Annotated in this window: 26 protein-coding genes and 2 pseudogenes; 20 read left to right on the top strand and 8 right to left on the bottom strand. The window is 62.6% G+C overall.

Going from position 1 to position 25,445, the window contains the following annotated elements; genetic code table 11:
* Window positions 1-131: 131 nt before the first annotated feature.
* Window positions 132-611 (bottom strand): annotated as a pseudogene (locus tag QFZ69_RS11460) (transposase); the annotation flags it as partial.
* Window positions 612-1,949: 1,338 nt separating this feature from the next.
* Between QFZ69_RS11460 and QFZ69_RS11455 the strand changes: the two are divergent.
* The 4 genes from QFZ69_RS11455 (at window position 1,950) to QFZ69_RS11440 (ending at window position 5,280) form a co-directional block, all read left to right on the top strand.
* On the top strand, window positions 1,950-2,156 hold the full coding sequence (locus tag QFZ69_RS11455) for a hypothetical protein (protein ID WP_307000126.1): 207 nt from the start codon (window positions 1,950-1,952) through the stop codon (window positions 2,154-2,156).
* 1,232 nt (window positions 2,157-3,388) lie between these two features.
* Complete coding sequence (locus QFZ69_RS11450) at window positions 3,389-3,523, top strand: hypothetical protein (RefSeq protein ID WP_306918267.1); 135 nt, start codon at window positions 3,389-3,391, stop codon at window positions 3,521-3,523.
* A 307-nt stretch (window positions 3,524-3,830) separates the two neighbouring features.
* The gene (locus tag QFZ69_RS11445; protein ID WP_306918265.1) at window positions 3,831-4,271 is read left to right on the top strand and encodes a hypothetical protein; all 441 of its coding nucleotides are present in this window, start codon (window positions 3,831-3,833) and stop codon (window positions 4,269-4,271) included.
* Between the two features lie 502 nt (window positions 4,272-4,773).
* Entirely contained in the window at window positions 4,774-5,280 is a 507-nt protein-coding gene (locus QFZ69_RS11440; protein ID WP_306918263.1) for a zinc-binding dehydrogenase, read from the top strand.
* Between the two features lie 194 nt (window positions 5,281-5,474).
* On the opposite strand, the gene QFZ69_RS11435 is transcribed toward QFZ69_RS11440, so the two are convergent.
* The 3 genes from QFZ69_RS11435 to QFZ69_RS11425 all read right to left on the bottom strand — a co-directional run bounded on the left by QFZ69_RS11435 (window position 5,475) and on the right by QFZ69_RS11425 (window position 7,648).
* The gene (locus QFZ69_RS11435) at window positions 5,475-5,663 is read right to left on the bottom strand and encodes a hypothetical protein (protein WP_306918261.1); all 189 of its coding nucleotides are present in this window, start codon (window positions 5,661-5,663) and stop codon (window positions 5,475-5,477) included.
* Window positions 5,664-6,549: 886 nt separating this feature from the next.
* Complete coding sequence (locus QFZ69_RS23350; protein ID WP_373461888.1) at window positions 6,550-6,969, bottom strand: transposase; 420 nt, start codon at window positions 6,967-6,969, stop codon at window positions 6,550-6,552.
* Window positions 6,970-7,207: 238 nt separating this feature from the next.
* Window positions 7,208-7,648, bottom strand: coding sequence for a CBS domain-containing protein (locus QFZ69_RS11425; RefSeq protein ID WP_306918260.1), 441 nt, complete (start codon window positions 7,646-7,648; stop codon window positions 7,208-7,210).
* A 353-nt stretch (window positions 7,649-8,001) separates the two neighbouring features.
* On the opposite strand from QFZ69_RS11425, the pseudogene QFZ69_RS11420 reads away from it, so the two are divergent.
* A pseudogene (locus tag QFZ69_RS11420) lies at window positions 8,002-8,448 on the top strand (ABC transporter); the annotation flags it as partial.
* Window positions 8,449-8,488: 40 nt separating this feature from the next.
* Here the strand turns inward: QFZ69_RS11420 and QFZ69_RS11415 are convergent.
* The gene (locus QFZ69_RS11415; protein WP_306918258.1) at window positions 8,489-8,701 is read right to left on the bottom strand and encodes an SUMF1/EgtB/PvdO family nonheme iron enzyme; all 213 of its coding nucleotides are present in this window, start codon (window positions 8,699-8,701) and stop codon (window positions 8,489-8,491) included.
* 354 nt (window positions 8,702-9,055) lie between these two features.
* On the opposite strand from QFZ69_RS11415, the gene QFZ69_RS23345 reads away from it, so the two are divergent.
* The 3 genes from QFZ69_RS23345 to QFZ69_RS11405 all read left to right on the top strand — a co-directional run bounded on the left by QFZ69_RS23345 (window position 9,056) and on the right by QFZ69_RS11405 (window position 10,516).
* Window positions 9,056-9,376, top strand: a complete 321-nt coding sequence (locus QFZ69_RS23345) for a LysR family transcriptional regulator (RefSeq protein ID WP_373461887.1) — start codon at window positions 9,056-9,058, stop codon at window positions 9,374-9,376.
* Window positions 9,310-9,648 (top strand): hypothetical protein, encoded by a 339-nt coding sequence (locus QFZ69_RS11410; RefSeq protein ID WP_306918256.1) that lies wholly within the window; start codon window positions 9,310-9,312, stop codon window positions 9,646-9,648. Before QFZ69_RS23345 ends, QFZ69_RS11410 begins: the two co-directional genes overlap by 67 nt.
* Window positions 9,649-10,045: 397 nt before the next feature.
* A complete protein-coding gene (locus QFZ69_RS11405) occupies window positions 10,046-10,516 on the top strand; it encodes an HtaA domain-containing protein (RefSeq protein WP_307000124.1) in 471 nt (156 codons plus the stop codon).
* Here QFZ69_RS11405 and QFZ69_RS11400 read toward each other — a convergent pair.
* A complete protein-coding gene (locus tag QFZ69_RS11400; protein WP_307000123.1) occupies window positions 10,462-11,097 on the bottom strand; it encodes a MarR family winged helix-turn-helix transcriptional regulator in 636 nt (211 codons plus the stop codon). The genes QFZ69_RS11405 and QFZ69_RS11400 overlap by 55 nt on opposite strands.
* Window positions 11,098-11,257: 160 nt before the next feature.
* Here QFZ69_RS11400 and QFZ69_RS11395 point away from each other — a divergent pair, with 160 nt between their 5' ends.
* The 7 genes from QFZ69_RS11395 to QFZ69_RS11365 are packed head-to-tail and all read left to right on the top strand — an operon-like array spanning window position 11,258 to window position 18,662.
* Window positions 11,258-12,463: a cytochrome P450 gene (locus QFZ69_RS11395; protein WP_306918251.1), complete on the top strand. Its 1,206-nt coding sequence runs from the start codon at window positions 11,258-11,260 to the stop codon at window positions 12,461-12,463.
* A 48-nt stretch (window positions 12,464-12,511) separates the two neighbouring features.
* Window positions 12,512-13,507 carry an ABC transporter substrate-binding protein gene (locus QFZ69_RS11390; protein ID WP_306918248.1) on the top strand — a complete coding sequence of 332 codons (996 nt, stop codon included), beginning with the start codon at window positions 12,512-12,514 and terminating at the stop codon, window positions 13,505-13,507.
* Window positions 13,508-13,540: 33 nt separating this feature from the next.
* Window positions 13,541-15,277 carry a dihydroxyacetone kinase family protein gene (locus tag QFZ69_RS11385; protein WP_307000121.1) on the top strand — a complete coding sequence of 579 codons (1,737 nt, stop codon included), beginning with the start codon at window positions 13,541-13,543 and terminating at the stop codon, window positions 15,275-15,277.
* A complete protein-coding gene (locus QFZ69_RS11380; protein ID WP_306918244.1) occupies window positions 15,274-16,095 on the top strand; it encodes an ABC transporter permease in 822 nt (273 codons plus the stop codon). Before QFZ69_RS11385 ends, QFZ69_RS11380 begins: the two co-directional genes overlap by 4 nt.
* 2 nt (window positions 16,096-16,097) lie before the next feature.
* On the top strand, window positions 16,098-16,865 hold the full coding sequence (locus tag QFZ69_RS11375) for an ABC transporter permease (RefSeq protein ID WP_307000468.1): 768 nt from the start codon (window positions 16,098-16,100) through the stop codon (window positions 16,863-16,865).
* 5 nt (window positions 16,866-16,870) lie between these two features.
* Entirely contained in the window at window positions 16,871-17,755 is an 885-nt protein-coding gene (locus tag QFZ69_RS11370) for an ABC transporter ATP-binding protein (protein ID WP_306918240.1), read from the top strand.
* Entirely contained in the window at window positions 17,721-18,662 is a 942-nt protein-coding gene (locus tag QFZ69_RS11365) for a PDR/VanB family oxidoreductase (RefSeq protein WP_306918237.1), read from the top strand. Before QFZ69_RS11370 ends, QFZ69_RS11365 begins: the two co-directional genes overlap by 35 nt.
* A gap of 268 nt (window positions 18,663-18,930) precedes the next feature.
* Here the strand turns inward: QFZ69_RS11365 and QFZ69_RS11360 are convergent, their stop codons facing one another.
* Entirely contained in the window at window positions 18,931-19,431 is a 501-nt protein-coding gene (locus QFZ69_RS11360; protein WP_307000119.1) for a MarR family winged helix-turn-helix transcriptional regulator, read from the bottom strand.
* A 199-nt stretch (window positions 19,432-19,630) separates the two neighbouring features.
* Here QFZ69_RS11360 and QFZ69_RS11355 point away from each other — a divergent pair, with 199 nt between their 5' ends.
* From QFZ69_RS11355 to QFZ69_RS11335, 5 genes are all read left to right on the top strand, one after another.
* Window positions 19,631-20,566, top strand: a complete 936-nt coding sequence (locus QFZ69_RS11355; protein ID WP_306918234.1) for an SDR family oxidoreductase — start codon at window positions 19,631-19,633, stop codon at window positions 20,564-20,566.
* A gap of 5 nt (window positions 20,567-20,571) precedes the next feature.
* On the top strand, window positions 20,572-21,468 hold the full coding sequence (locus tag QFZ69_RS11350) for an amidohydrolase family protein (RefSeq protein WP_306918232.1): 897 nt from the start codon (window positions 20,572-20,574) through the stop codon (window positions 21,466-21,468).
* A complete protein-coding gene (locus tag QFZ69_RS11345) occupies window positions 21,465-22,640 on the top strand; it encodes an acyl-CoA dehydrogenase family protein (RefSeq protein ID WP_306918229.1) in 1,176 nt (391 codons plus the stop codon). The genes QFZ69_RS11350 and QFZ69_RS11345 overlap by 4 nt, the downstream gene beginning before the upstream one ends.
* Before the next feature lie 28 nt (window positions 22,641-22,668).
* The gene (locus tag QFZ69_RS11340) at window positions 22,669-23,124 is read left to right on the top strand and encodes a MaoC family dehydratase (protein ID WP_306918228.1); all 456 of its coding nucleotides are present in this window, start codon (window positions 22,669-22,671) and stop codon (window positions 23,122-23,124) included.
* An 85-nt stretch (window positions 23,125-23,209) separates the two neighbouring features.
* Window positions 23,210-24,748, top strand: a complete 1,539-nt coding sequence (locus QFZ69_RS11335) for a long-chain fatty acid--CoA ligase (RefSeq protein ID WP_306918226.1) — start codon at window positions 23,210-23,212, stop codon at window positions 24,746-24,748.
* Between the two features lie 24 nt (window positions 24,749-24,772).
* Here the strand turns inward: QFZ69_RS11335 and QFZ69_RS11330 are convergent, their stop codons facing one another.
* Entirely contained in the window at window positions 24,773-25,360 is a 588-nt protein-coding gene (locus QFZ69_RS11330; protein WP_306918225.1) for a PadR family transcriptional regulator, read from the bottom strand.
* Window positions 25,361-25,445 lie beyond the last annotated feature (85 nt).

The raw sequence follows: 25,445 nt of genomic DNA, 5'->3' as shown, positions 1-25,445 counted from the left end.
CCCCGTGGACCAGTATTTTGGAGTCGGGGCCGTCCATTCGGACGACGTCTCCGGTGAGCAGCAGGCTTCGTTCTTGCTTGTAGAACGCGACCCACCGGCGCAGACCTGATAGCTCCTCGGCTGAGGCCTTAGATGGTGTCCTGCCTCGCGACCGCGTCGTCCAGGACTGTTGAATCCACCGCCCGCCGGCGCTTGCCCTTCAGGATTCCGGTCTCCGCCACGACTTCGGCGATGGCCTCCATGATCCGGTGCGGGTTATCGGAGGCGGCCAGACGACGGCGCCAATACGTCAGCGTGCTCGGGTGGAATGCCGTATCGGTCAGCCCGTACCCGCACGCGGCCTTCCACCGCAGATCATACGTCAGAGCCTCGGCTGTTTCCCGGTCAGAGAGCCCCTGCAATGCCTGCAGCACAAGCACCGAACCGGTGACCGGCGCCGGAACTGAAGGTCGGCCCCGCCGCGACGGGAAGAGGTCCTCCATCATTGCATCCGGAAACAGGCGCCCCCGATTTTTGGCCAGAAAAGCGAAGACGCTGCCCGGAGCCAACAACTCTCCAGCCAGCGCCTCCACATCCAAGTACCCGCGTTGAGCGTCCTCGCGTCCCTGCATAAGACCAGTCTTAACTACCAGCCTCACGAGTCCGGCCGACGCGCCCAGCCCCGCCTATTTCAGCAGCCTCCTAGACCTTTCCCCCGAGCTGTGCTAGAAAGTCGATAATCGACGTATTGTCGTTCTGGAACGCGCTGGGGCCTTGATGCTGTCCGTTGCTTGATAGAGCGAAGTTCTGGTGATGTTCTCCTCTGTCATCTCGCCCATGAGATGGTCAAGGGAGGTCGCAACACTATGACGTTCATTGAATCGCAGTCCTCGGCTCGCTCCGCACATCAATGCCCGGCCAAGGTCGTGCGTCGCGTTCCGGCTCAAGGTGGAAAATCGGACCACAGCGCGGAGCGACAGCCCGCGATGAAGCGGGACTCTGACTCGGCGAAGGGGTGCTGCGCATGGCAAAGCAGCAGAAATGCTCACAAAAGAGGGTGTGCACAATGTGCACACCTGGGGCTTCGGATTCGGTTGTACCGGCGTCGGACTGCGACGGATTGGGGAGGTTTTCGGCGACATCGCGGATTTTCAAGGGCAGGAGTCCGGTTCGAGTCCCACCTCGGGCACGCGTTTTCCCCTAGGCTGGAGGCCTTTTAAGGGCCTCTAACCCTGTGTACTGTGTACACATCTGTACACACCCTGTGCTGAGATGATCTGGACTCCTCAGTGGGAACCCCTGTTCAGTTGTGGCTGGCCGTTCGCGTGGCCGATGCTTCCTTTCTCCTGGGCTGGCTAATGTTTCGCCTTTCACTTCTTCATGGTCACTACTCGCCGGAGCGACATGACCTGATTCGCGATCGGGTCCGGGGCCGCGGGCTGCTAGTTGCGGATTCTTGTTTGCATACCTGTTCATGGTGGCTTTCGTGGGCTACTACATGAGTCAGCAGAATTTTTCGATCTTTTTTGGAGGGCGATCCTGGCCGGGATTCCGGGTTCCTCTGTCTCACCTTCATGGTGTGGGCGGGTGGGTGCTGCATGACTGGGGCTGTTTAGGTGCAATCTCAGCGCAGGGAGGACAGGATTGTTCGAGACGCCGGAGTGCGCCGCTGTGGGTGTGTGAGAGTCGCTGCGTGCAAAGATCGGTCTCTGGCGGCGTGTTGGCGACACGCGATGTGGGTCCGCAGCAACGCCAGCAGCCGAGCCACAGGCCGCCCGTGGCCCTGGCCGATATCGGTCCATATGTCGCCCGCCCACAGGGAGAAGTAACTCTGTTGTGGCACAGCCTGCGGCACAAGAGGGCACAGCTGTGTTCATCCGGTCTCGCCACACCTTGATCTCGTGCTCGGTTTCACACAGGACATGTGGCTGGGTGGCGTCGTCTCAGATCGTGAATGCCTTGGGTCTGCCATGGCATCAACGACTGTTCATTTGGCATCATCATCGTCCATGGGGGCGATGTCCACTTCCGGCGACATTGTCGCCAAGCTGGTCTTCTGTGTAGGAGCCGAGGATCGACTGGCTGCCGATGATGATCACCCGATCTTGCTGGATGATTTCCGTGGCCGCCCGGATCGCATGTTCAAGCTTATCCCGCCGCAAGATACCGGGCCCTGACCAACGCCGCCCACCTCTCCAGCTCAGAGAGCGCTCCCGCAAATGGGCTTATCTGTCGGAGGTCAGCGGCCTCCTCATCGTCCCGCAGCATCTCCTGCTCCAACTCCCGGACGGGAAGGCCAAGAAGTTGCTCCCATCGGTCAAGCCACCGCTGGGCGATGGGAGCCCGAGGTGACTCGCGCAGCCCCTCAAGGTTCCGTCGGCCGATTTCCCTGAGCTCCTCAGGCTTCTCGTAAAGCTTTTGTACCGTCGAGCCACTCGGGCAGGTGGGCGAGCGGTCTCGGTGGACAACTGTGCGACGCCGCTCAGGTTAGCGCCAACCGTCGGCGATAGCAGTGGTGTCCACGTCGAGTCACGCGCGGAGTTCGTCCAACTCGCCGCGGCACACGGGGGCGGATGCCTCGCTCGCACGCATGGGCGGATGTCTTTCGGCCGCTGCGATCCGGGTGGCGGCAGGCCTGATCCGAAGTGCCGCCGGTGCACTTTTCCAATTGATGTGCGGTCTCTAGTGGCGCGGGGCGCGCGATTAGTACCAATACCGTCTTCCGGCAAGAGGGCGTCCGGTTGCACCGAGCGCGAAAAGCACGAGGCCGATAACAGCCAGAATCCACCCAATAGTTATCAGGATTCCAATGTTGAAAATATAACCAAGGATTAGTAGAACAACTCCGAGTGAAAGCACTTTAGTCCTTACCTTTCCAAATATTCGGACCAACACTAAGTTGCAAGACGGTTCCTTGCGCTCGTCCCATTCGTACCACACCGAGTTGTCGAGTGGAACAGGAACCTTGTACAGATGTCCGTCCCAGCACCATCCTTTTTTAGCGCGGCATACAAGAGGCCCCATCGGTGCGCCGATGGGGCCTCAAAATAGGGGATGACCTACGCTGTCACGTCCTCTAGACCGACGTGGCCGGATGACTTCATGTGGTAACCCATCGCGGCAGCGGTGGAGACCTTGCCACATTGAAGGCAGCGGCGGCGAAGCTGTGGCTTGCCAGCCCTTGGCTGACCTGCGTCGGCTCCCACTCGTTCCTGCGATCCTCGCGCTCCTCGAACATCACGACGACTTGCCCGGGGCGGAACATACGGCTGGCGGCGCTCGGGGTCTCCTTATAACCTCAAGATTTGACGGATGAGAACGCCCGTGAAAGAAACCCTCGCCTGATCGGCTGGCCCGCTGTGTTGGTTTCTTCCCGTCCCCCCGCGCTCGAGCGAAAGGCACTTCCATCATGACAAATCAACGCACGGTTGTCGTCGGCGTCGGCGTCGACACGCATGCGGACACCCATCACGCAGCGGTCCTGGACGCAGGGACCGGCGAATTGCTGGCAGACCGGCAGTTCCGGGCCGACCAGGTAGGCTAAGCGGCTTTGGCAGAGTTCGTCCTGGCGCACTGTGAACCGGCACGGTTCGGGGTTGAAGGCACCAACTCCTATGGAGCAGGCCTGGCCCGCCACCTGCAGCAGAACGGTTTCGAGGTCGCAGAAATCGTCCGCCCCAACAGGGCCGCGCGGCGCCTGGGCGGCAATCCGACCCTCTGGACGCGGTGGCCGCCGCCCGGGAAGCTCTTGCCCACGATGACCTGCCGGCACCCAAACGCGCCAACGGTCCCGTGGAATCGATCCGTGTCCTGCACCTGGTGCGTGACTCGGCTGTGCAGGCCAGGCGAACGTGCTGCGCCAAATCAAGGCCGTTCTGGTCACCGCCCCTGCAGCCCAGCGCGAGAAACTCGCCCGGCACACCGGCAAAGCCCTGCTCGAGGCCCTGCGCCGCGTCCGCTCGGGTGAAGTGCTCGCCGGGACCGAGGCTGCCACCATGATTGCCCTGCGCCACCTCGCCCGTCGCCACCACGGCCTAACTGAAGAGATCGACGAAGCGACTGACCAGCTCCGCGCCCTCGTGAAGGCCACCTCTCCGGCCCTGCTCGCGGCCAAGGGCATCGGCATCGTGACCGCCGCGCAATTGCTGGTACTGAAAACTCGTCCAACAATCCCCACGACGGGTAACTCGCTCTCACCGGCGTTTTGGGTAATCGGGGTAGTCATACTGGGGATCATCGCCATCTCAAGAGGGCGGGAGACGGCTAACAGGGCGCTCCTGAATAGATCTTGACCAATATAGACGGACATGAAGGGTAATTTCATGGGCACATTCAAAGCTGTCGTCGTCCGCGGGGACGGGCCGGCCGAAATTGAGGACTGGGAAGATGCTGACCTTCCGGCCGGCAACGTGACAATTGACGTCACGCACTGTCCCTGAACTACAAGGACGGCCTCTCAGTTACAGCTAGCGCGCCAATCGCGCGGACCTTTCCGATGGTTTGCGGTGCAGACCTAGCTGGGGTGGTTTCTGACTCCACTGATCCTGGCTTCCGCCCAGGCGATGAAGTTCTCCTAACCGGATGGGGACTCTCCGAGACTCATCCCGGAGGATACACGCAGCGTCAGCGGGTCCAATCCCAGTGGCTCACACGGATGCCTTCCCGTCTCGACTCTGTACGAGCCATGGCGATAGGAACGGCTGGCCTAACATCCATGCTGTGCATCCTTCCGCTTGAAGGGGCGGGAACGAACCTGAGGACGGTCCTATCCTCGTTACTGGGGCAGCCGGGGGTGTGGGCAGCGTGGCTACCACTCTCCTTAATGGCCGCGGGTACGAAGTGCATGCCGCGACGGGCAGGCCAGAACAGTCCGAGCGTTTGCGCTTGCTTGGTGCATCAGAGATTGTTGCCCGGGATGAACTCTCGAGGGAGGGGCGCCCACTGCAAAAAGAGAGGTGGGCAGGCGCAATCGATACAGTAGGTGGCCGCACCCTCGCCTCAGTGTTGTCCCAAGTAAGGTACGGCGGGCGTGTGGCTGCATGCGGACTTGCGGGAGGAAGTGATCTGCCCACGACGGTCCTTCCCTTTATCCTCCGCGGGATCAGCCTTCTCGGAATAGACTCTGTCCGGGCACCCCACTCCCTGCGAGATCGAGCATGGGCGTGTCTTGCCGATGAGCTTGATTTCGCTGTTTTGGACAGCATCACAACGGTGGAACCGATGAGTGCTATCGGTTCACTCGGCAAAGCGATCCTCAGCGGAGAAATCGCTGGCAGAGTCGTCATCGATGTAAACAACTGAGCAGTGATTGCAAAGGGCCCACCGCACTGCTGGGGGACGTGCGTGAAAACATAGTGAATCCCAGTGTGGTCGAGCGGAGCGACTTGCGCCTTCGCCGAACTGCTCAAACGCCATGACAAATCCAGAAAACGACAGTCAGAACTTCTGAGGCAGAAACTTCAATTCATGAGCCCGAACAGCGGAAACGGCGATTGCTAGGATGCTGATGCACGAAGAGTCGTGCCCTGGATCCGCTGGACCTGCCCGTGACGCCACTGCAGCTCATCGGCCCGGCAGTGCAACTGCACATCTTCGAGACCTTGTACCAGACCCATCCGCAGCGGTTCAGCGTCAGTAACACCCTCAAGCAGCTCGCGGCCGCGGGGCTCGGCTATCTGGGTCACAAGGAAACTCTTTACCTGCCATGGCGTCCCTGCTTTCGGCGTCTGTACCAGCGGAGCCGGGGCCGTCCGTGCCCGGATCCTGGCCGCACTGGCCGAAGAAGTCACTGTCATGCTGGTTGAGGGTGTGGTGTTTTCTTCGTCGAACGGGAGTTCTCGCAACTGCTTCTACTCTCGTTCTTTAAGCGCCGATAACGGACCTTCCGTCAAGTTGCCAGTTGGTAGCTGTTCGATGCCGGTTGCATTGTCTGTGGACGCGCTTGGGTAGTTACTTTTTAATCGTGATTTCACTATGGTCGTTGGGCTGGGGTGTCGTTCTGGTAGGGGACCAGCTGCTGGTTGAGGGGCTGGAGTGCAACTTGGGGAACCGGCAACGGGGTTCGGAAACTTCGTCAGGCCGTAGGAGCAGTCACGTCGCGGTGGGGAAGTTCCCGGGGCCGGCGCGGCAGCGCCCTGGTTGCGCGGAGGCCCCGCTCAGCTATCATCGGGGCCTTCAGAATGACAACGAGAGGTCCTAGTGCTTCTGGCTGGTCCGATTCTTGGCTTGGCCAGGACAACAGGCGCCGCGATTAGCCTGGAAAAGTAGTGTGTGTAACCAATGCGCTGCTCCTTGGTTTGTTCCCAGGAATTATGGTTTCCCGGCGGGATGAGGGAAAGCCTCATAAGTAGCAGCGGAAGGCAGGGGCCTGCCCGGTAACGTTCAAAATAGGGCAAAAAGGAGAGTGTGTACAGTGTCCACACTTTGGGCTTCGGACTGGCTCGTATATCGGTCGGACTGGCTCGGATTGGCGATGTTTTCTGGGGTTCCCTGTGTTTGCAGGGGCTGGAATGCGGTTCGAGTCCCACCTCGGGCACAGTGTTTTCCGCAGGTCAGCGCGGCGCCTCCGGCTCACCACGGTGAGCGAAAGTCCGGGGGCGTCGCGTTTCTGCTGTGGTCACACGGTGCCCAGCGGTGCCCCCCTATGGTGCGGGGAAGGGTGGCGCCGTGCTGATGCACGCGGGTGATCGTCGCGTCCATCGACACGGTCCAGTCGACATCGCCGGCACGCTGGCCGGCTGCCTGAACTGCGGCGAGAACACTGGCCCAGGTACCGTCTTTGGTCCAGTCTGCGAAGCGCCCGTAGACCGATTTCCAGTTCCCGAATCTCTCGGGCACATCACGCCAGGGCGCCCCGGTGCGGAACCGCCATACGATGCCCTCCAGCGTCCGCCGCATGTCCATGATCGGACGCCCGTTCCCCTTCCAAACCGGGAAATGCGGTGCCATCACTGCCCATGCCTTGTCGGAAATTTGCTGCCTTGCTGCCATGAATCAAGCCTGACGGAAACCAAACTTCAAAGCGTTTAGCAACACGCCCTAGTGCCGGTTCCGGAAGGGGTCAGGCAACATGATCCGAGGTAGACAAGGAGAAACTCGGTGCCGAGGAAGCCGCCAAAATCACCTGGATACGTTTACCGTGTAAGCCTCGGACAAGGCCATGAGCAGGCACAAAATAGCGCCACGGAGAGTACTCCGTGGCGCTTGTTTGCTGATGAATTGCTTGACGTTATGAACTGCTCGACTGCATTCGCTTGCGTTCCGAAATGTGCTCCACCAGTTCGCCCACCCGCTCCTCTGAGTAGTTGCGCGCGATGTCACCCTGGCTGATGATGCCTACCAACTTATGGTCAGCAATGACCGGGAGCCGCCGGACCTGGTACTTCTCCATCATTTCGATGGCGGCGTCAACGTTCGCATCGGCGTCAATCCAGTGCGGCCTGCCCGCGGCGAGGTCGCGAGCCATCATCTCGCGTGGATCACGGCCCACTGCAACGCACTTGAGCACGATGTCCCGATCGGTGATCATACCCTTCAACTTGCCGTCGTCACCACAGATCGGCAACGATCCGCAGTCCAGATCCAGCATCATCCGTGCGGCATCTACGAGGGACTGGTTCTCCTTAATACACTGTGCATCCGTAGTCATGAATTCACGTACGGCACTCATTGGTCCTCCTTCATCGATTGAGGTATCGACGCAGAGTGACCGGGCACATGCGCCGATGCTCCCAGCCTACGCCGGGGCCAGCGCCGATGTCGACGGCGGTTCCTCCCTACTTGGGAGCTTCCGTCAACCACCAGGGAACCTTGCGGGACAGGGCCCAGCCCGCCGGCGGTAGCGGCACCGGACGCACGGTTCAGAGGCTTGTCCGCGGTTCCGAAGCTTCAGGTACGGGAGCGCTGCGGCCCGCACCACTGGCTTCGCCGGCACCTTGGAGACCACCATCCCGCCAGACGGCCCTGCCGAACACTCGCAGACCACAGCCTGAGAAGAGGCTGGATCTCCTGTCCGATGTCTCCGCCGCCTTGCGCAGCCTGCAGACCCTGCGCGAAGTGGGTCTGGGCTACCTGCGGCTCGGTCAGCCCGCCACGGAGCTCTCCGGCGGTGAAGCTCAGCGCATCAAGCTCGCCACCGAACTACAGCGCCCACAGAGCGGCCATACTCTCTATCTGCCGGACGAACCCACCACAGGGTTGCACCCGGCGGACGTCCAGCTTCTGATGACGCAGCTACACCGGCTCGTCGACGCTGGAAACACCGTAATCGTGGTTGAACACGAGATGGATGTGGTGGCCGCGGCTGACTGGGTGATTGACCCGGGTCCCGCCGGTGGTGACGGCGGCGGCGAGATCCTCGCCGCAGGGGCACCAGCCGTCGTCGCGCGTTCCAAGGAGAGCCGGACAGCGCCATATCTCGCCGCCGCATGCCAGACCCGACTGGAAAAGACAGTGAAGATATCGTCTTGAAAACAACGTCGAAACCCTTGACGCATCACTGACCACGGTTTCATTGCAGCGCGACGGTGGCGGCACGCCATCCTCTGACTCTGCCGGCCATTTCATAGAGGCCGTAGCCGTTGGGCGGAAAGGTTTTTATAGGGCCGGTGCCGAGGTGGCCGCCGTCGCGGGTAGTGGTTTTGGGGAAGCTGCCTTGCCACCTCGGGCACAGTGTTTTCCCTGTCCAGGGCTTGTGGGCCTCTGAGTGTGCACAAAGGTTCATATATGGGCCCTTTCGGGGGCCCGTTTTTGTTGGTGGCCGTTGCTGTAGCCGGTTGCTCCCCTCCCGGTCTTGGCAGCGGTGTGGCTGCAACTCATTCATGGCGGGGGGCACATGGGACTGCATGACTTGCTGGTCGACGACGGGCGGCAGGTCGCCATCTCGTTCGGCGATGCGGAGTCCGACAACAGCTTTGCTACACCAAGGACTGCGGAGTCCCTTCCAGTGCACTCCGGTTGGACGAGGATGACGGCTAAGAGGGTGCGGGCCTAGATCCGGTGAGCCGGTCGCCGTTGAGCAGTCGGGACTGTCGGGTCCGTGCGGGCGGGGACTCAGCGGCGCGCATGCCCTTGGTCCATGGAACTTCGCTGGATGAGGACTTTCGTTGCCGGTGGAACGGAACTTAACTATGGCCGCGCCGCGATTGTGCCCCACGTCAGCCAGCCGGCCGTAAGCCAACAGATCCGCCAGCTCGAGCGGGAAGTTGGTGTTCCGCTGTTTGAACGCACTTCGCGCTCGGTGCGACTGACGGCGGCGGGGGAGGCGTTCTTGCCGCACTGCGAGCAAACCTTGGCAGACGCCGACGCGGCAACTTCTCCTTGGGCACGGCGATGTCCATCAGCCAGGGGGAATTTACGCACTACTCACCGGGTGCTCAAACGGAGGTGGACGCGCTGACCACTTTAGGTTCGTCAGGAACGATTCCGGTCGGGGCTGTGGGCTACGACATCCACTCCGCGGTGATCACTTTCAAAGCGATCTGCAGGCGAACCCAGGAGGAAAAAGAAAAGTGGCAGATGGCGACCTACAAGCAACTGATGACAGCGTGGCAATACCAGCAGACATTGTATGACCAAGCCGCTGCCCAGGCGCGTGGCGCCGGCGAGGGCAGTAGCACCGGATGGAACGGCCTGCGAGCCAGTGGCTCAGAGCGAGGTGTGTGGAACTGAAACCCAGGAACCTACGCAGTGTTGTTGCAGATCAGAGTCACTTGAGATCCGGCATGTGGACAAATTTCCGGTGAGTGTGGACCCGCTGGCGTGTGGACGACGGAGGCCCCTTCATCCGGAGGCCAGGCATCGGCGAATCTTCATGGGAACAGGTGAAGCACCGGAGATGAATAATCTCCGGTGGGATGAATCATCTCCGGTGGGCGCAGATCCCGGAGGGGCGGAGGGCTTGCGCAGACACGACCAGGCCGTCAACGACGCGGAGAATGCGCCCATAGGGGACTGGGCTCCTCCGGCATGAGCTTGCGTCAAGGCGGACGGCAGGCAATTAACGACGCCACTACCGAGATGCGATGGATGAAGCACCGCTCCGGGCACCCTAGGTTAGAATCGGCCGGTGAGTGGATTACCGCCGAACTGTGATGCCGTGCTCGAGTGGGGCATCCGCGGCTCGTTGCTGTCGTATATGGAGCGTGACCGTGCGTTCGAGATCGAAACGACGGGCGGGGCTACGTTCTCGCTTGCGGATGGCGTGCATATGAACGGCAGCGTGGATGCTGACGGTGTGCTGTTCCTCGACGGGTCGGTTGTCTTGCGTGCCCACGCCGGCGCCCTGATCGTGCCCCTGATCGGCGTTCAGGTGACCGGCGATGCGCTGACGATCGATGACCCCGGGGAGGACCGGGTCGAGTTGGCGACGAACCCTGGCCGGCTCGCGCTGGTGCGACTGGGCGAGGTCGCGGGGGCGCAGGAGGGCACGCTCGTATACGCGACGCGCCTCGCCGCGGAGGCGGACGCGCTCTTTATGTTCAACTACATCCCCGACACGCCGTTCGACCCGCTGCGCATCAGACTCAGCGTGCGGTGACGCCGGCGCCGGCCCGCCGACGCCTCGCCCGGTTCACCACTTCCGTCAGCGGCGAGCATCTCCGCCTCGTAGCGCTGCATCGCCTCGGCCGAGCTCAGCATCCGAACCAGCAAGGAGTTCAGCTGCACGACTTCTTCGGGCGTTAGGCTCTCGTGGAGGATCTCCTGGCGTTTGATCGCGATCGGCATGAGGTCGTCGTGGACGCGTGCGCCCTCGGGGGTGAGGTAGAGGTGGCGTGATCCGCGGGGGCCGTTGATCTGCGCGACGAGGTCTCGACCAAGCAGCACGTTGACGCTCTTGGATGCGATCGACTTGTTGATCCCGAGGATCTCGCAGAGCTCCCCAGAGGTTGCGCCCGGGTGATTGCCGAGCCCGCTGATGATGCGCCACTCATTGGTTCCTACGCCATGGACCTTATGGATGACGCGGGAGCCGCCCCAGACGAGCACATTGGAGAGCAGCCCGAGCAGAGCCGGCGTGTATTCATCGCGCACGATCGTACCCGGCAGCTTCTTGGTGACAAGACCTTGCCCTACGGCCCGCGCGTCCACTTCGTCCGACGCTCCCTTGCGCTCGTCCATGAGTCTAACGTCCCTTCGGTGGGCGGCTCTCGCCCTCTATCCAACTCTTTGACTCTAGTTTAACTCTAATCATGATTGAAAGTGAACAAGATTATATGTACTCTTGTGGAACCTCAGTCCACGTGAGTTAAGTCACACGCGGCCGAACAATGGAGTTTGTATGCATGACCCGATGATGGCCGGCGATGTTGTCGTCCTCGACGTTGACCCCTTCTCTCGAGAGGGACTGACCAGTCCGCTCACGATCGACGCGGCGATCCGCGAATCAGCGCCCGTGGTCTGGAGTGAGCAGTACAGTGTGTGGTTCACGGGCCGATACGACGTCGTCGACCAGGTCTTCCGCGATTATGAGACTTTCGAATCCTCGGCCGGAACAGGCATCACGAACACGAAGAAGACCGAAAACTGGCGCAAGCCCAGCGTCATCCTCGAGAACGATCCACCCGCTCACACGAAGTACCGCCGGATCATGACATCGGTCCTCAGTCAGCGAGTCGTCCGACGCCTCACCGATAGCTTCCAGAAACAGGCGGACGAACTCGTTGACTCCGTGGTCGGCAAGCTCGAGTTCAACGCCGCGACCGAGCTCGCCGAGAAGTTCCCGCTGACAGTGCTCCCCGACGCCGTCGGGTTCCAGCCGGAGGGGCGTGAGCACCTGCTCCCGTACTCCAACCTCAACTTCCAGTCCATGGGACCACGAAACGAGTTCTACGACGCGGCCGTGGCAGCCGCCGACGAGGCATCGACCTTCGTGAACTGGCAGATGCGCCGCGAGGCACTCGTGCCGGACGGCCTCGGCCATACCATCTACGGGTACGTTGATGAGGGAGAGATCACCGAAGAGGATGCCGGGATGCTGGTGCGCACGTTCCTCTCGGCGGGTGTCGACACCACGATCTTCGCCATACAGTTCGCACTCAAGGCTCTCGCCGAACATCCCGAGGCATGGGCGGCTCTGCGCGATGACCCTGGCCTCGCGCGAAAGGTCTTCGAAGAAGCACTGCGCTGGAGCCCGCCGAGCCCGTACATCGGTCGGACAACGTCGAAGGCAACCGAGCTCGGCGGTATCCGCCTCGGTGCCGGCGAGAAGGTCATCATGGCGTTGGCCGCAGCGAACCGCGATCCGCGCCGCTGGGATGATCCGGACGCATTCGACCTCTCCCGGGACCCGAGTGGACACATGGCATTCGGTACGGGCATCCACGGATGCGTCGGCCAGATGATGGCACGGATGGAGGCCACGTGCCTGCTCTCCGCGCTCGCCCGACGAGTCGAGACTATCGAACTTGCGGGGGACCCCGTGCCGTTCTTCTCGAACTGGCTGCGGGGATTCGAAGACCTCCCTATGCGAGTCACCCTCCGGTAGCGGCAACCGCCGCTACACCGCACGATCACAAACACGAGGAGTTACCACATGAAGCGACCAGCAAAGATGCTGACCGGGCTGGGCGCGGTCCTCGCCCTCGCCCTCACGGCTTGCAGCCCCGGTACGCCGGGGTCGACAGCGACCATACCCGCCGGCAGCGGTGAGCTGAAAACCGTGAAGGTCGTCGGCGTTCCCGTCGTAGACATGGCTGCACTGTATGTCGGCGAAGAGCAGGGCTTCTTCGCCAAGGAAGGGCTCGACCTGAATATCGAGTTCGGTCAAGGCACCGCCGCGATGATTCCGGCGCTGCTGAACGGGCAGTATGACGTACAGTACGGCGGTTCCGTCAACCTGCTCCAGGCTGTTGACGCCGAGCTCCCCGTCGTTGCGATCGCAGCCGGCGGCCGTACGACCGGGATGCAGGGCAAGGATCACGGAGGACTGCTCGTGCTCGAGGGCAGCCCCATCAAGGCGGCTGCAGACCTCGAGGGCAAGACGATAGCGGTGAACGCCCTCCGCGGCCTCCACGAGGTGGCGCTGTGGGCATCGGTGCGCAAGGCTGGCGGTGACCCGGCAAAGGTTAAATTCGTCGAAATGCCTCTTCCTGACATGGGCGCGGCACTTGCGAATGGCCAGATCGACGCGGCATCCGTCTCCGAGCCGTTTCTGGGAGTGATGGAGGGCCAGGGCGCGCGCCTCGTCACGAGCCTTTATGTCGACGCCGATCCCGATTTCGTAACGGCGCTGTACTTCGTGACCGCGGAGAAAGCCGAGAAGGATCCAGCGATGATTGAGCAATTCAACCGTGCGCTCGAGAAGTCCTTCGCTTACAGCACCGAGCACCCTGATGCCGTGCGTGCGCAACTGGGCAACTTCACGCAGATCAGCCCGGGCCTCATCGAGACGATGACCCTTACGAACTTCAAATGGGGCCTCACCTACGACAACCTGCACCTGATCGCGAACCTCGCAGCAGACGCCAAGTCGATGGAGGACCCCGAGGGCGCTGCAAAGCGGGCTGCTGCCTTCATCGACAGCGAATAATCACCCACCTTCCTTCGAGAGAACAGCCATAATATGAAGAAGATCATCAACGCCCCCGAGGCGGTCATCGAGGACTACATCACCGGCTTGGTCGCGGCCAACCCGCATCTGGCGCGAGTTGCCGGCCTCCCCATCATCGTGCGCTCACCCGAGTCAAAAAAGCAGGACGACCGTGTCGCCCTGATCTCCGGCGGCGGGTCCGGACACGAACCGGCGCATGCCGGATATGTGGGGACGGGAATGCTGGATGCCGCCGTTCTCGGTCCCGTTTTTACGTCGCCGTCCGTCGACAACGTGTACGCAGCCATCGTCGCCACGGCGACGAAAACAGGGGCCCTGCTCATCGTCAAGAACTACACCGGCGACAGGCTGAACTTCGGTCTGGCAGCCGAGATGGCGCGCGTCGAGGGTATCCCGGTCGAGATGATCATCGTCGCGGACGACGCGGCCTTGGGGGACTCCTCTGGGGCCGGTCGCCGCGGCCTCACCGCCACCGTGCTCGTGCACAAGATTGCGGGGGCGGCCGCGGAGCGCGGCTGGCCGCCCGCTCAGATCGTCGCAGCGGTCGAGCGGCTCCTGGCGGGGACAGCGACCATGGGTGTCGCCCTCGGCCCCTGCTACCTCCCCGGCGCCACTGCACCGAACTTCGCCCTTGGCGACACCGAGATCGAGTGGGGCCTGGGCATCCACGGCGAAGCCGGCAGCGAACTGGGCGAGATTGCTCGGTCGGCCGACATCGCCGAGCGTCTTGTCGACACCATCGTCGCCGATCGCGGACTCTCCGCCGGCACAGACGTCGTCGCCCTCATCAACTCTCTCGGCGGCACACCCGACCTCGACCTGCGCATTCTGCAGGGCGACGTGCTCGCGGCACTCGCCGCACGTGATCTGCGGGTACATATGACATGGGCCGGGCCTTTCCTCACGTCCCTCGAAATGCCCGGTGCCTCTCTTACCGTGGCCACCGTCGATGCTGAACTGCTTGAGCTGCTCGCCGACGACGCTCGCGTGGTCGCTTTCCCACAGACGACGCCGCTACTCGGCCCCTCGGGTGCGGTCACGGTCGCCGCCCCCGAACTCTTCGAGGCAGACACCGACGGGGGCGCCTCCTCGCCGGATGTCGCTGAAATCCACGAATTCACCGAGGCGATCGCGGACGCGCTTATAAATGCCGAGTCCGAACTCACGGATCTTGATCGCCAGGTCGGCGATGGCGACCTCGGAACAAATCTGGCACGCGGCGCGAAGGCGGTGTGCGCGGCATCCGCGCGCCTCTACACCCAGCCGGATGCTGCCCGCTACCTCACCGCCGTCTCCGATATCGTGCGTCGTGAGGTGGGAGGAACGTCCGGACCTCTCTACAGCCTGCTGCTGCTGGCGATGGCCGAGCGTCTTGCCGGGATCGATGGAGCGCCGAGCCCCGCAGACTGGTCGGCGGCCCTCGGCGATGGCTCCGCGCGCGTGCAAGTCGTGGGGGGCGCGGCTCCCGGCGACAGCACGATGATCGACGCCCTGCACCCGGCCGCCCAATCCCTTGCCGCGGCCGGCGGAGCCTCTGCGAAGCAGCGGACGGTTGATGCCGCCGACGCCGCGCGCTCGGGTGCAACGTCCACCGCGACGCTGAAGCCGAGCCTCGGCCGCAGCAGCTATGTCGGAGACAGGGCCATCGGCATCCCCGATCCAGGCGCCGTCGCCGTTGCCCTCCAGTTCGAAGCTCTCGCGCGCGCGTTGGCGCTATCAGGCACATCGACGAACGGAACGGCCCGATGACCGCGGCATCAGTGATCGTGACGTCCGCTAAACGCGAGCGCAGATCGGTCAACCTGGCGCCGTTTCTCTATGGCGCCGCGGGGATCCTGACCCTCGGCGTGTTGATCGAAGTGCTGCCGCAGACCGGGATCGTCAATCCCCTCTACTTCCCGCCGCTGCACGAGATCGCAGAGGCACTGGGCGCCCAACTTCAATCGCTGACCTTCTGGCATGCTCTCCGTGCCACCGTCGCCGGCTGGCTAATCGGCCTGCTGGTAGCCGTCGTCGCCGGGACCGTGCTTGGCGTGGTGATCGCGAGTGTTCCACTCATCGACCGGATGCTAGCCTCCACCATCGAGTTCCTGCGCCCGATTCCCTCGGTGGCGTTGGTCCCGATCGCCGCGCTGCTGTACGGCACCACGATGCAGGCCACCCTACTGCTGGTTATCTTCGCGAGCATCTGGCCCGTACTGCTGCAGGTGATCTACGGCGTACGCGACGTGGACCGCGTCGCCATCGACACAGCCACGAGCTACCGCCTCGGCCGCGCGCGCACCATCCTTCGCGTCATCTGGCCGAGCATGATGCCGTACCTCATCGTCGGAATCCGGCTCTCCGCCTCCGTCGCCCTCATTCTCGAGATCACCGGCGAGCTGGTGATCGGTTCCCCAGGGCTGGGCAAGCTCATCGCGAACGCGCAGTCCTCGGCGGCCGTCTCGAACATGTACGCCCTCGTGCTGGTCGCTGCATTGCTCGGCGTCGTTATCAACGCGGGCACTCGACTGATCGAGGGCCGCGCGCTGTTCTGGCACGCCTCGGTTCGATCGGAGGTGGTGTGACCATGAAGGCACCTCGCTGGATGTTCGTCACCTTCGCGGTACCGGTCGTACTGATCGCGCTGTGGACGCTGTATGCCGGTATCTCCCGCAGCCTCTACTGGCCTTCTCCCACCGCGATCGTCGGGGTGTTCCCGAAGACGTGGCTCGACGGCCGCCTCAGCGCCGATGTGTTCCCGAGCCTGATGCGCCTGTTAGTCGGCTACATCTGCGCCCTCGTCATTGGCATCACCATCGGCGTCGTTGTCGGGTCGATCCGTCGGCTGCGTCTTTACGTCGAGCCGGTGTTCGAGCTCTTCCGCGCGATCCCGCCGCCGGTGCTCGTACCGGTCGTCATGCTCGTCACGGGGATCGGCGCGAACATGCAGCTCACCGTCATCGCCTTCGGCTGCATCTGGCCGATTCTGATCAACACCGTGGAGGGGGTGAGAGGCGTCGATCTGACGCAGATCGATACCGCCAAGTCCTACCGGATCGGCGGCTGGCGGCGCCTTACGACCGTGGTGTTGCCCGCTGCATCCCCCAAGATCTTCGTCGGTGCCCGCCAGTCGCTATCGATCGGCATCATCATGATGGTCATCAGCGAGATGTTCGCCTCAACCAACGGCATCGGCTTCAACATCATCCAGTTCCAGCGGCTCTTCCAATTCAAGGAGATGTGGAGCGGAATCATCCTGCTCGGCATCATCGGCGTCGCCGCGAACGTCATCTTCAAATTCATCGAGCGTCGTGTGCTGCGTTGGTACGTGGGCATGCAAACTCAGGAGAGGTGAGGGCTATGGCCCAGAACGAAAACAATGTCATGCTGCATGTCGACAAACTGCGCAAGGTCTACGGGTCGGGCAACGGGGCGGTCGAAGCGATCGGAAACCTCGACTTCGCGATCGGCAAGAACGAGCTCGTCTGCATCGTCGGCCCCTCGGGCGCCGGCAAGACGACCTTCCTGCGGTGCGTGTCTGGGCTGCTCGCCCCGACGTCCGGTCAGGTGCTGCTCGAGGGCAAGCCGGTCAACGGTCCGCCCGAGGGCATGGCCGTCGTCCTCCAGGAGTACGGTCGCAGCCTCTACCCATGGCTCACCGTCTACGACAACGTCGAGCTGCCGTTGAAGGCCAAGGGCATTACGAAGCCCGAGCGGACCCGCCTCGTCACACAGGCGTTGGAGGCCGTTGGGCTGGCCGGAGCGGGTAAGAAGCACCCATGGCAGCTGTCAGGCGGCATGCAGCAGCGTGTCGCCATCGCGCGGGCCATCGCATACGAGCCTCACATCCTCGTGATGGACGAGCCGTTTGCGGCCGTCGATGCGCAGACCCGCGCTGAACTCGAGGACCTCGTGCGACACCTTTGGAGGCAACTCGGGGTGACAGTGCTGTTCGTCACCCACGATATCGACGAATCGGTCTACCTCGCGCAGCGGGTGCTCGTGCTTTCGCACGCGCCAACGTTCGTGCTCAAAGAGGTGCGGGTCGACTTGCCCCATGACCGCGACCAGCTCACAACCCGCTCGCTGCCCGAGTTCGCGGCGCTCCGTACCGAGGTCTACGAACTCATCCAGCAGGCTAAGAACGTCAACTACCGCACCGCGCAGTCCGCACTCGATGAGTCAGCAGCGCGCCCGAAAGGAGAACACGATGCTGACCCTGCAGGTCTCCTCGAGAATCGATGAGGCAAGCGGGATTGCCGGCCTCATCCTCACGAACCCGCAGGGCGGACCCCTTCCGGAGTGGACTCCGGGGGCGCATATCGACGTGCACATCGACCGCCCTGGCGAGGTGGCGCTCGTGCGCCAGTACTCACTCTGCGGCGACCCTGCCGACCGTACGGCTTACCGCATCGCGGTTCTTCTTGAGGAGGAGGGCGAGGGTGGCAGCCGGCACATCCACTCCCAGGTGCGCCAAGGGCAGCTCGTGCGTGTATCTGCGCCGCGGGACCTCTTCGGCTACGCGGTCGCCGACCGCATGGTCTTCGTTGCCGGCGGCATCGGCATCACGCCGATCCTGCCGATGATCGCCGCTGCCGAGGCCTCGGGCGCGGATTGGCAGCTGCACTATGCCGGCCGCGAGCCTTCGACGATGGCGTTCGGCGCCGACCTTGAACGCTACGGCGATCACGTGCGCCGGTACCTGAGCTCGGAAGGCGAGCGGATGGCGCTGCCCGCCATCGTGGCGGACGCCGCCGGCGCCGCGCTCTACGCTTGCGGTCCTGCGCGGCTCCTGGACGCGCTGGAAGCGGAAGTGGACGGTACGGACGTCGATCTGAATCTGGAGCGATTCACGAACCAGAACATCGTGGCGAGTGAAACAGACCACCCGTTCGAGGTGGAGCTGTCGCTGCTCGGCAAGACGATAACGATTATGCCCGGCGAGTCGATCCTGGATCGCGTCGCGGGGGAAGGAGTTGCGGCGCCATCCTCGTGCCGCGGCGGAACCTGCGGCACGTGCGAGACCTTCGTGCTGGAGGGCGAGCCGGACCACCGTGACGCCGTGCTGAACGGCAAGGAGCGCGAGGAGTCCGAGGTCATGATGATCTGCGTTTCGCGCTGCAAGGGCAAGAAGTTGGTGCTCGAACTCTGACCGCGCTTCCCTGGGGTCCAAACCCTCTTCCCGAAATAGCGAATTCATACGAATCCGAGGGCCTTGCAATCGGGGAGCATGCTCTTAGAGCGTCAATTTCGCGGTGGCTGACTTATCGAAGCGACAGCTGAGATGCTTGGATGGCGAAATGGGGTTCCAAAACATCACAACCAAGGACGGCGCGGCTGCCCGACAGCGTCCCCGGAGCGGGATCCGACCCGTCCCGAGGATGCGCTCACGTCGTCAGCGATTACCCCAGAACGCCTTTCTAGACGGCCGGAGTGAAGGCAGTCTTTTGAAGCAGGCTGCGGAGTTGGTTGCGTTCCTCGGCCGTCAGTTCATGGAGAGAAATGTCTTCCGCTTCTCGAACGGTTTCGGAGGCACGCGTGTAAAGCATCTTGCCGGAAGACGTCGCACGGATGACGTTGGATCGCCGGTCCCCCGGAACATTGAGGCGCTCCACCAGGTCGCGCCGTTCCAAACCGTCCACGAGGGCGACGATTTGGCTGGGCGCGAGACACAGGAAATCCGCCAGTTCGCGCTGGGATGGGGCGTCGGCGGTGCAGGCAAGGGCGAGCACGGAGTAGGACCTAACCTTCAGACCTAATGGAGCCAACATTGCGTTGGCGCGTGCCGTTCCGATGCTGATCGTGCGGGCCGCGAGGAACAGCGTTTCCTTGGCCAGATCAATGGCGAGCAACGGGTCTGTCGACGCGGGTCCCACTGGCGCACGGGATCGTTCGACACTGTCCGTAATTGCTCCTGGCATGGGCCCTCATGCGTCCAATCTGAATGAATCATCAAAATGTCTTTCTCAACGATACAGCAGAACAACGGGAATAGAATAGTTATAAATAGAATGATTGACAGTCTGAACTAAATGGGTTGTCATTGGGGCGAACCCTCATGCGCCGGGACTCCTAACGGCAGCGCCGCGCATACGCATAGTAGAACCAAAGGAGAGAGCCATGAGCCTGTCAGGCAAAGTAGCAATCGTCACCGGGAGCGGACGGGGCCTCGGCCTCGCCTACGCAAGGGAGCTCGCACGCCAGGGTGCCTCCGTCGTTGTTAACGACGTGGACGCGGACGTCGCAGCGGACGCGGTGCGCACCATTGAATCCGAAGGCGGCAGCGCGGTCGCCGTCGTCGCCCCCGTCGGCAGCACCGAAGCCGCAAAGGCGTTGGTGCAGAAAGCAGTTGAGGCGTTTGGCCGGCTGGACATCCTGGTCACCAACGCCGGCATCCTGCGGGACAAGTCGCTGCTGAAGATGACCGACGACGACTTTGACGCCGTGATCAACGTCCACCTCCGCGGCACGTTCACGTGTGCCCGGGAAGCCTTCGGCTACTTCAAGGAGAACGGCATCGCCGGCCGGATCATCACCATCGGCTCGCCCACCGGGCAGCGCGGCAACTTCGGCCAGACCAACTACGCCGCGGCCAAGGCCGGGATCGTGGGCATGGTCCGCACCTGGGCCCAGGAAATGAAGAAGGCCGGCGTCACGGTCAACACCGTCGTCCCGGTCGCTGCGACTGCCATGACCAAAACAGTCCCGTACTTCCAGAAGGCCGTGGAAGCGGACGAACGCGGCGAGGCCATGCCGTCCTTCTTCCGCCACGAACTGGGCTTCGGAACGGCCGACGACGTCGCCGGGCTGATTGCCTTCCTTGCCTCTGACACGGCGGCCGGGATCACCGGCCAGGTCATCGGTGCCGGCGGTGACCGGCTGCAGCTCTGGACCCACCCCGAGGCCGCCGCCACCGAATACTGCGAGGGCGGCTGGGGCTACGAGGACCTCATCTCCTCCTTTGACGGTCTGTTCGGCAAGAGGCTCCAAAGCGTGGGCGAAGAATTCCCGGAACTGCCCGCAGAGTTGCGTCCCGAACCCGTTCCGGTCAAGTAGCAGTCATGAGCTACGTATCCGCATTGGATGTTGAATCGCTTACCGCGATCGACATGCACGTCCACGTGGAGGTGGACGATCACGGGCATAACGCCCTGCCGCAGGAACTGGTGGACGCGGCCAGCAAGTACTTCAAGACGAACGGCCCCCGCCCGGGCCTGGACGACATTGCGGAGATTTACCGTGAACGCAAGATGGCCGCCGTCGTCTTCACGGTGGACGCCCGCCGGGCGCTGGGACACAAGCCCAACAGCAGCGAAGAAATCGCGATCGGTGCGGCCCGTAATAATGACGTGTTGATTCCCTTCGGCTCCGTGGACCCAACCACGAATACCGAAGCCCTTGAGAGGGCTCGGCTGCTGGCGGGCGACTTCGGCGTCCGCGGCTTCAAGTTCCACCCCACGGTGCAGAACTTTGATCCCTCCGATCAGCAGTTCTATCCGCTGTGGGAGCTCCTGCAGTCCTTTGGGCTTCCGGCCATCTTCCACACAGGGCAGACGGGCATCGGCTCCGGACTGCCGGGAGGCTTTGGGCTTAAGCTGGCGCTCTCCAACCCGATCCTGCTCGACTCCGTAGCTGCAGATTTCCCCGAACTGCAGATCATCATGGCGCACCCGTCGGTGCCGTGGCAGGAAGAAGCCATCGCGGTGGCAACGCACAAGGCCAACGTGTGGATCGACCTCTCCGGCTGGTCGCCCAAATACTTCCCGGAGATCCTGGTCCGGCAGGCCAACTCGGTCCTACAGAACAAGGTGTTGTTCGGCTCGGACTTCCCGTTGATCTCCCCGGACCGCTGGATGAGCGACTTCGCCGACCTCACGATCAAGGACGAAGTGCGGCCGAAGATCATCAAGGACAACGCCGTCCGGCTGTTGGGACTAAACCCCCAGGTAGCATCATGACCGCTTTTTACTCTTCTGACCAGTACGGCTACTTCACCCTCCTCAGCGAAGACGAACGCCAAGTGCTGGGCCGGCTACGCACAGTCCTGGATGATGACATCCAGCCACTCCTGGCCGACTACTGGGAACGTGGCGAATTCCCGGAACAGATCATCAAACCGCTGGTGGACCTGAACCTGATGGAACCCCCGGAACTTACCCGGGACGGTGCAGTCCCGGGAGCTTTGTACGGAGGGTTTAGAAATTTTGAACTCGCCCGCACGGACGCCTCCGTGGCCACGTTCTACAACGCCCAGTCCGGGCTGTTCCGGACAGCGGTCAACCTGGGCGGCAGCCCGGAACAGGCAGCGGCGTGGGATCCGTTGATTCGCAGCTTTGAGATGAGTGGTGTTTTTGCACTTACCGAACCGGACCACGGCTCAGACATTGCCGGCGGGCTGGAAACCAGTGCCCGCAGGGACGGCGGCGCCTGGGTGATCAACGGTGTCAAACGTTGGATCGGTGGCGCCTCTACCGCCGACTATATCGCTGTTTTTGCCCGCGACGAGGCCGACCGCCAGGTCAAGGCCTTCCTGGTCCGCACGGACGACCCAGGCGTAGCGCTCCGCAAAATTGAAGGCAAGATGTCCCTGCGCATCATGCAGAACGCGGACATCACGCTCACCAATGTTGTAGTGCAGGACGACCACCGGCTACAGAACGTGAACGGCTTCGGTGACATTGCCGGGCTGCTGCGGAACATGCGCTCAGACGTCGCCTGGATCGCCACCGGGCTCCAGGCCGGCGCCTATGAGGCTGCCCTCCGCTACGTCAAGGAACGTGAACAATTCGGCCGGCCGCTGGGCGGGTTCCAGCTCATCCAGGAAAAGCTCGCCGCCATGCTGGGCAACGTCACCGCGTCCCTTGGCATGGTGGTCCGCTTGACCCAGCAGCAGGCAGAGGGCATCTACAAGGACGAAAACTCGGCCCTGGCCAAGATGTGGTGCGCCGCCAAGGCGCGGGAAACCACGGCCCTGGCCCGCGAAATTTGTGGCGGTAACGGCATCATTTTGGACAACAGTGTGGGCAGGTTCTTCGCGGACGCCGAGGCCGTCTACTCCTATGAGGGCACCCACGAAATCAACTCACTTATAGTGGGCCGGGCCGTCACCGGCCTCAGCGCATTCCGCTGATCATCATCGACAACATCTAAGGAGCATCATGAGCATCACCACCGTAACGTTCGAAGAGTTGGCCGGCATGGAAGGCCACGACCTGGGCTACACCGACTACATCGAGGTGTCCCAAGAGCAGATCAACACCTTCGCCGACGCCACGGGCGACCACCAGTGGATCCATACGGACCCGGAAAAGGCCAAGGACGGCCCTTTCGGCGCGCCCATCGCGCACGGTTTCCTCACCCTGTCCCTGGCCATCCCGTTCTGGACCGAACTGCTGGACGTGACGGGTGTGAAGACCAAGGTCAACTACGGGCTGGAAAAGGTCCGCTTCCCGTCCCCGGTCAAGGCGGGCTCCAAGATCCGGATGTCTGCGAAGATCGCCATCGTCACCGAAATTGCTGGCGGCGTGCAAATTGGCGTGGACCAGACCATCGAGGTTGAAGGCGGCACCAAGCCCGCCGTCGTCGCGCACTCCCTTTACCGCTTCTACGCCTAGCAGGCGAAGGCGGCGGCCCGGTTGGCAATGTTGCCCGCGAGCCGCTTCCGTGGCCCGCTCCCTATTACAGGAAGGTTCTGCTCACATGTACAACGAAGGAGTGGGTTCGTGGCTGCAACGCCGCAGAGCGAAATCCGCCACCAAGACCGCGCTGATCTACCTCGACACCCGCACCAGCTACGGAGAACTGGCCGACCGCGTGGACAGGTTGGCCAATGCCCTACGTGACCGCGGCGTGCAGCAGGGGGACCGCGTGGCCTACCTGGGCGAAAATGATCCCTCGTTCCTTGAGACGTTCTTCGCGGCAGGCACCCTTGGCGCCATCTTTGTGCCGCTGAACACGCGCCTCGCCCCGCCGGAAATCCAGTTCGCCCTTCAGGACTCGGGCGCCACAGTGCTGATCAACGCCGCAGCCCTGAACGGCCTGGCTGTCGGGGGATCCCAGGACACGGCCGTCCGCCACCGCCTTGTGGTCCGTGATACGCATTCCACCCACGCCTCCGATGGCGCCGAGGACTACGCCCAAGCACGGACGGCTGCCTCCGCTGACCGCATCGATATCCGGGTCACCTTGGACGACACGGCCATCATCCTTTACACCTCAGGCACCACCGGCCGTCCCAAGGGAGCCGTGCTGACCCATGGCAACATCACCTGGAACTCCTACAACGTGCTGGTGGACTACGACGTGGTCAGCAGTGACGTGGCCCTGGTCATCTCGCCAATGTTCCATGTAGCATCGCTCGGCATGGCTGTCGTGCCGGTCTTCCTTAAGGGCGGCACCCTGTTACTGGAACCTGGCTTCAATCCCGGCCGGGCACTGTCTCTGATCGAGCAGTATAAGGCCACGATGATCAGCGGCGTTCCCACCACTTACCAGATGCTCGCTGAGCACGAAGCCTGGGAATCTACCGACCTCAGTTCGCTCAAGAAGCTCACCTGCGGCGGTTCGGCCGTGCCCCACCGCGTGATGGAAGCCTACGAGAGCCGGGGGCTGTCCTTCTCCGGCGGCTACGGCATGACCGAAACCGCGCCGGGAGCCACCAGCCTGCAGCCGGACCGGAGCCGGGACAAGATGGGCTCTGTGGGTCTGCCGCATTTCTTCACGGATGTGCGCATTGTTGATCCGCTAGGCAGCGTACAGGGACCCCACACGGTGGGGGAAATCGAGGTCAAGGGCCCCAACGTCATCCGCGAATACTGGAATCGGCCGGACGCCACCGGGAACAGTTTTGCTGACGACGAGTGGTTCCGATCAGGGGACATGGGCTACGCCGACGACGAAGGCTTTATATACATCTCCGACCGGCTCAAGGACATGATCATTTCAGGGGGCGAGAACATCTACCCGGCCGAGGTGGAGCAGATCGTGATCGAGTTGGAGGCTATCGGAAGCGTGGCCCTCATCGGCGTGCCGGACGAGAAATGGGGTGAAGTGCCGAAAGCCATAATCACCGTCCGGAACGGACACGCCGTGACAGAGGCCGAAGTCCGTGCCCATCTGGAGGGCCGCCTGGCGCGGTACAAGATCCCCAAGTCTGTGGTGATTGTGGACGAGCTGCCACGGACCGCCAGCGGCAAGATCCGCAAGGCCGACCTGCGCCAGATGTACGGGGAGAGCTAGGCCCCCGCCGCGCGTACGTCGAAGTCAGGAACCATCCTCGAGGGAATCGATGAGCTCCAGGCCACGGCGGCCCCACGCTATTTCTGTCTCGGCACGCGCAATCAGGCCCTCGTAGGTGAAGATCTTGTATTCGGTGGTGCGCTCATGGTCCGCCGCCGGAGTTACGGCAAGCCGGCGACCCAACATGACGCTGGTGCCGCCGCGCAGCTCCTGGACCATGCCTTCCCACTGTTTGCGCCGCAGCGTGTGGTGGGCAATGTGGGCTTCCATGAGCGCCCTTGCCGACGCAGGTTCCGCCCATTCCAGGTAGGCGGCCTTCAGGTGAACCGGATCGCGCTCCCGGGAGTACTCCAACGCGGTGTTGATCCATTCCCGGAATGCCGCCGCACCCTCCCCCGTGATCCGGTACTGCGTCTTTTTGCCGCGTGGTCCCCAAGGGACCTCTTCCCCGACTAAAAGCCCGTCCTTTTCCATCCGACGCAGTTCGGGGTAGATCTGCGAATCGGGAGCGTGCCACACATAGGCAACGGAGGACTCGAACCGCTTGGACAGGTCGTAGCCCGTCATGGGTTCGACCGTCAGCAGTGCCAGCAGTGCGTAGCGAAGACTCACAGAAAGACTCTTTTCCTAGGCTCTTGCCAATAACTATATCCATAGATAGTCTGTGACCCGCCCCACTATCTATGGAGATAGTTAT

Source organism: Arthrobacter sp. V1I7 (assembly GCF_030817015.1).
GTDB lineage: Bacteria > Actinomycetota > Actinomycetes > Actinomycetales > Micrococcaceae > Arthrobacter.
Note: the sequence above shows the minus strand (reverse complement) of the source record. Positions and strands in the feature narration are given on the sequence as shown.

Bases quoted from the DNA above. Each gene is read 5' to 3' on its own strand.
- QFZ69_RS11455 (WP_307000126.1), top strand. From the start codon at position 1,950: ATGGCATCAACGACTGTTCATTTGGCATCATCATCGTCCATGGGGGCG.
- QFZ69_RS11450 (WP_306918267.1), top strand. From the start codon at position 3,389: ATGACAAATCAACGCACGGTTGTCGTCGGCGTCGGCGTCGACACGCAT.
- QFZ69_RS23350 (WP_373461888.1), bottom strand. From the start codon at position 6,969: ATGGCAGCAAGGCAGCAAATTTCCGACAAGGCATGGGCAGTGATGGCA.
- QFZ69_RS11425 (WP_306918260.1), bottom strand. From the start codon at position 7,648: ATGAGTGCCGTACGTGAATTCATGACTACGGATGCACAGTGTATTAAG.
- QFZ69_RS11415 (WP_306918258.1), bottom strand. From the start codon at position 8,701: ATGAACCTTTGTGCACACTCAGAGGCCCACAAGCCCTGGACAGGGAAA.
- QFZ69_RS23345 (WP_373461887.1), top strand. From the start codon at position 9,056: ATGGAACTTCGCTGGATGAGGACTTTCGTTGCCGGTGGAACGGAACTT.
- QFZ69_RS11410 (WP_306918256.1), top strand. From the start codon at position 9,310: ATGTCCATCAGCCAGGGGGAATTTACGCACTACTCACCGGGTGCTCAA.
- QFZ69_RS11400 (WP_307000123.1), bottom strand. From the start codon at position 11,097: ATGGACGAGCGCAAGGGAGCGTCGGACGAAGTGGACGCGCGGGCCGTA.
- QFZ69_RS11395 (WP_306918251.1), top strand. From the start codon at position 11,258: ATGCATGACCCGATGATGGCCGGCGATGTTGTCGTCCTCGACGTTGAC.
- QFZ69_RS11390 (WP_306918248.1), top strand. From the start codon at position 12,512: ATGAAGCGACCAGCAAAGATGCTGACCGGGCTGGGCGCGGTCCTCGCC.
- QFZ69_RS11385 (WP_307000121.1), top strand. From the start codon at position 13,541: ATGAAGAAGATCATCAACGCCCCCGAGGCGGTCATCGAGGACTACATC.
- QFZ69_RS11380 (WP_306918244.1), top strand. From the start codon at position 15,274: ATGACCGCGGCATCAGTGATCGTGACGTCCGCTAAACGCGAGCGCAGA.
- QFZ69_RS11375 (WP_307000468.1), top strand. From the start codon at position 16,098: ATGAAGGCACCTCGCTGGATGTTCGTCACCTTCGCGGTACCGGTCGTA.
- QFZ69_RS11370 (WP_306918240.1), top strand. From the start codon at position 16,871: ATGGCCCAGAACGAAAACAATGTCATGCTGCATGTCGACAAACTGCGC.
- QFZ69_RS11365 (WP_306918237.1), top strand. From the start codon at position 17,721: ATGCTGACCCTGCAGGTCTCCTCGAGAATCGATGAGGCAAGCGGGATT.
- QFZ69_RS11360 (WP_307000119.1), bottom strand. From the start codon at position 19,431: ATGCCAGGAGCAATTACGGACAGTGTCGAACGATCCCGTGCGCCAGTG.
- QFZ69_RS11355 (WP_306918234.1), top strand. From the start codon at position 19,631: ATGAGCCTGTCAGGCAAAGTAGCAATCGTCACCGGGAGCGGACGGGGC.
- QFZ69_RS11350 (WP_306918232.1), top strand. From the start codon at position 20,572: ATGAGCTACGTATCCGCATTGGATGTTGAATCGCTTACCGCGATCGAC.
- QFZ69_RS11345 (WP_306918229.1), top strand. From the start codon at position 21,465: ATGACCGCTTTTTACTCTTCTGACCAGTACGGCTACTTCACCCTCCTC.
- QFZ69_RS11340 (WP_306918228.1), top strand. From the start codon at position 22,669: ATGAGCATCACCACCGTAACGTTCGAAGAGTTGGCCGGCATGGAAGGC.
- QFZ69_RS11335 (WP_306918226.1), top strand. From the start codon at position 23,210: ATGTACAACGAAGGAGTGGGTTCGTGGCTGCAACGCCGCAGAGCGAAA.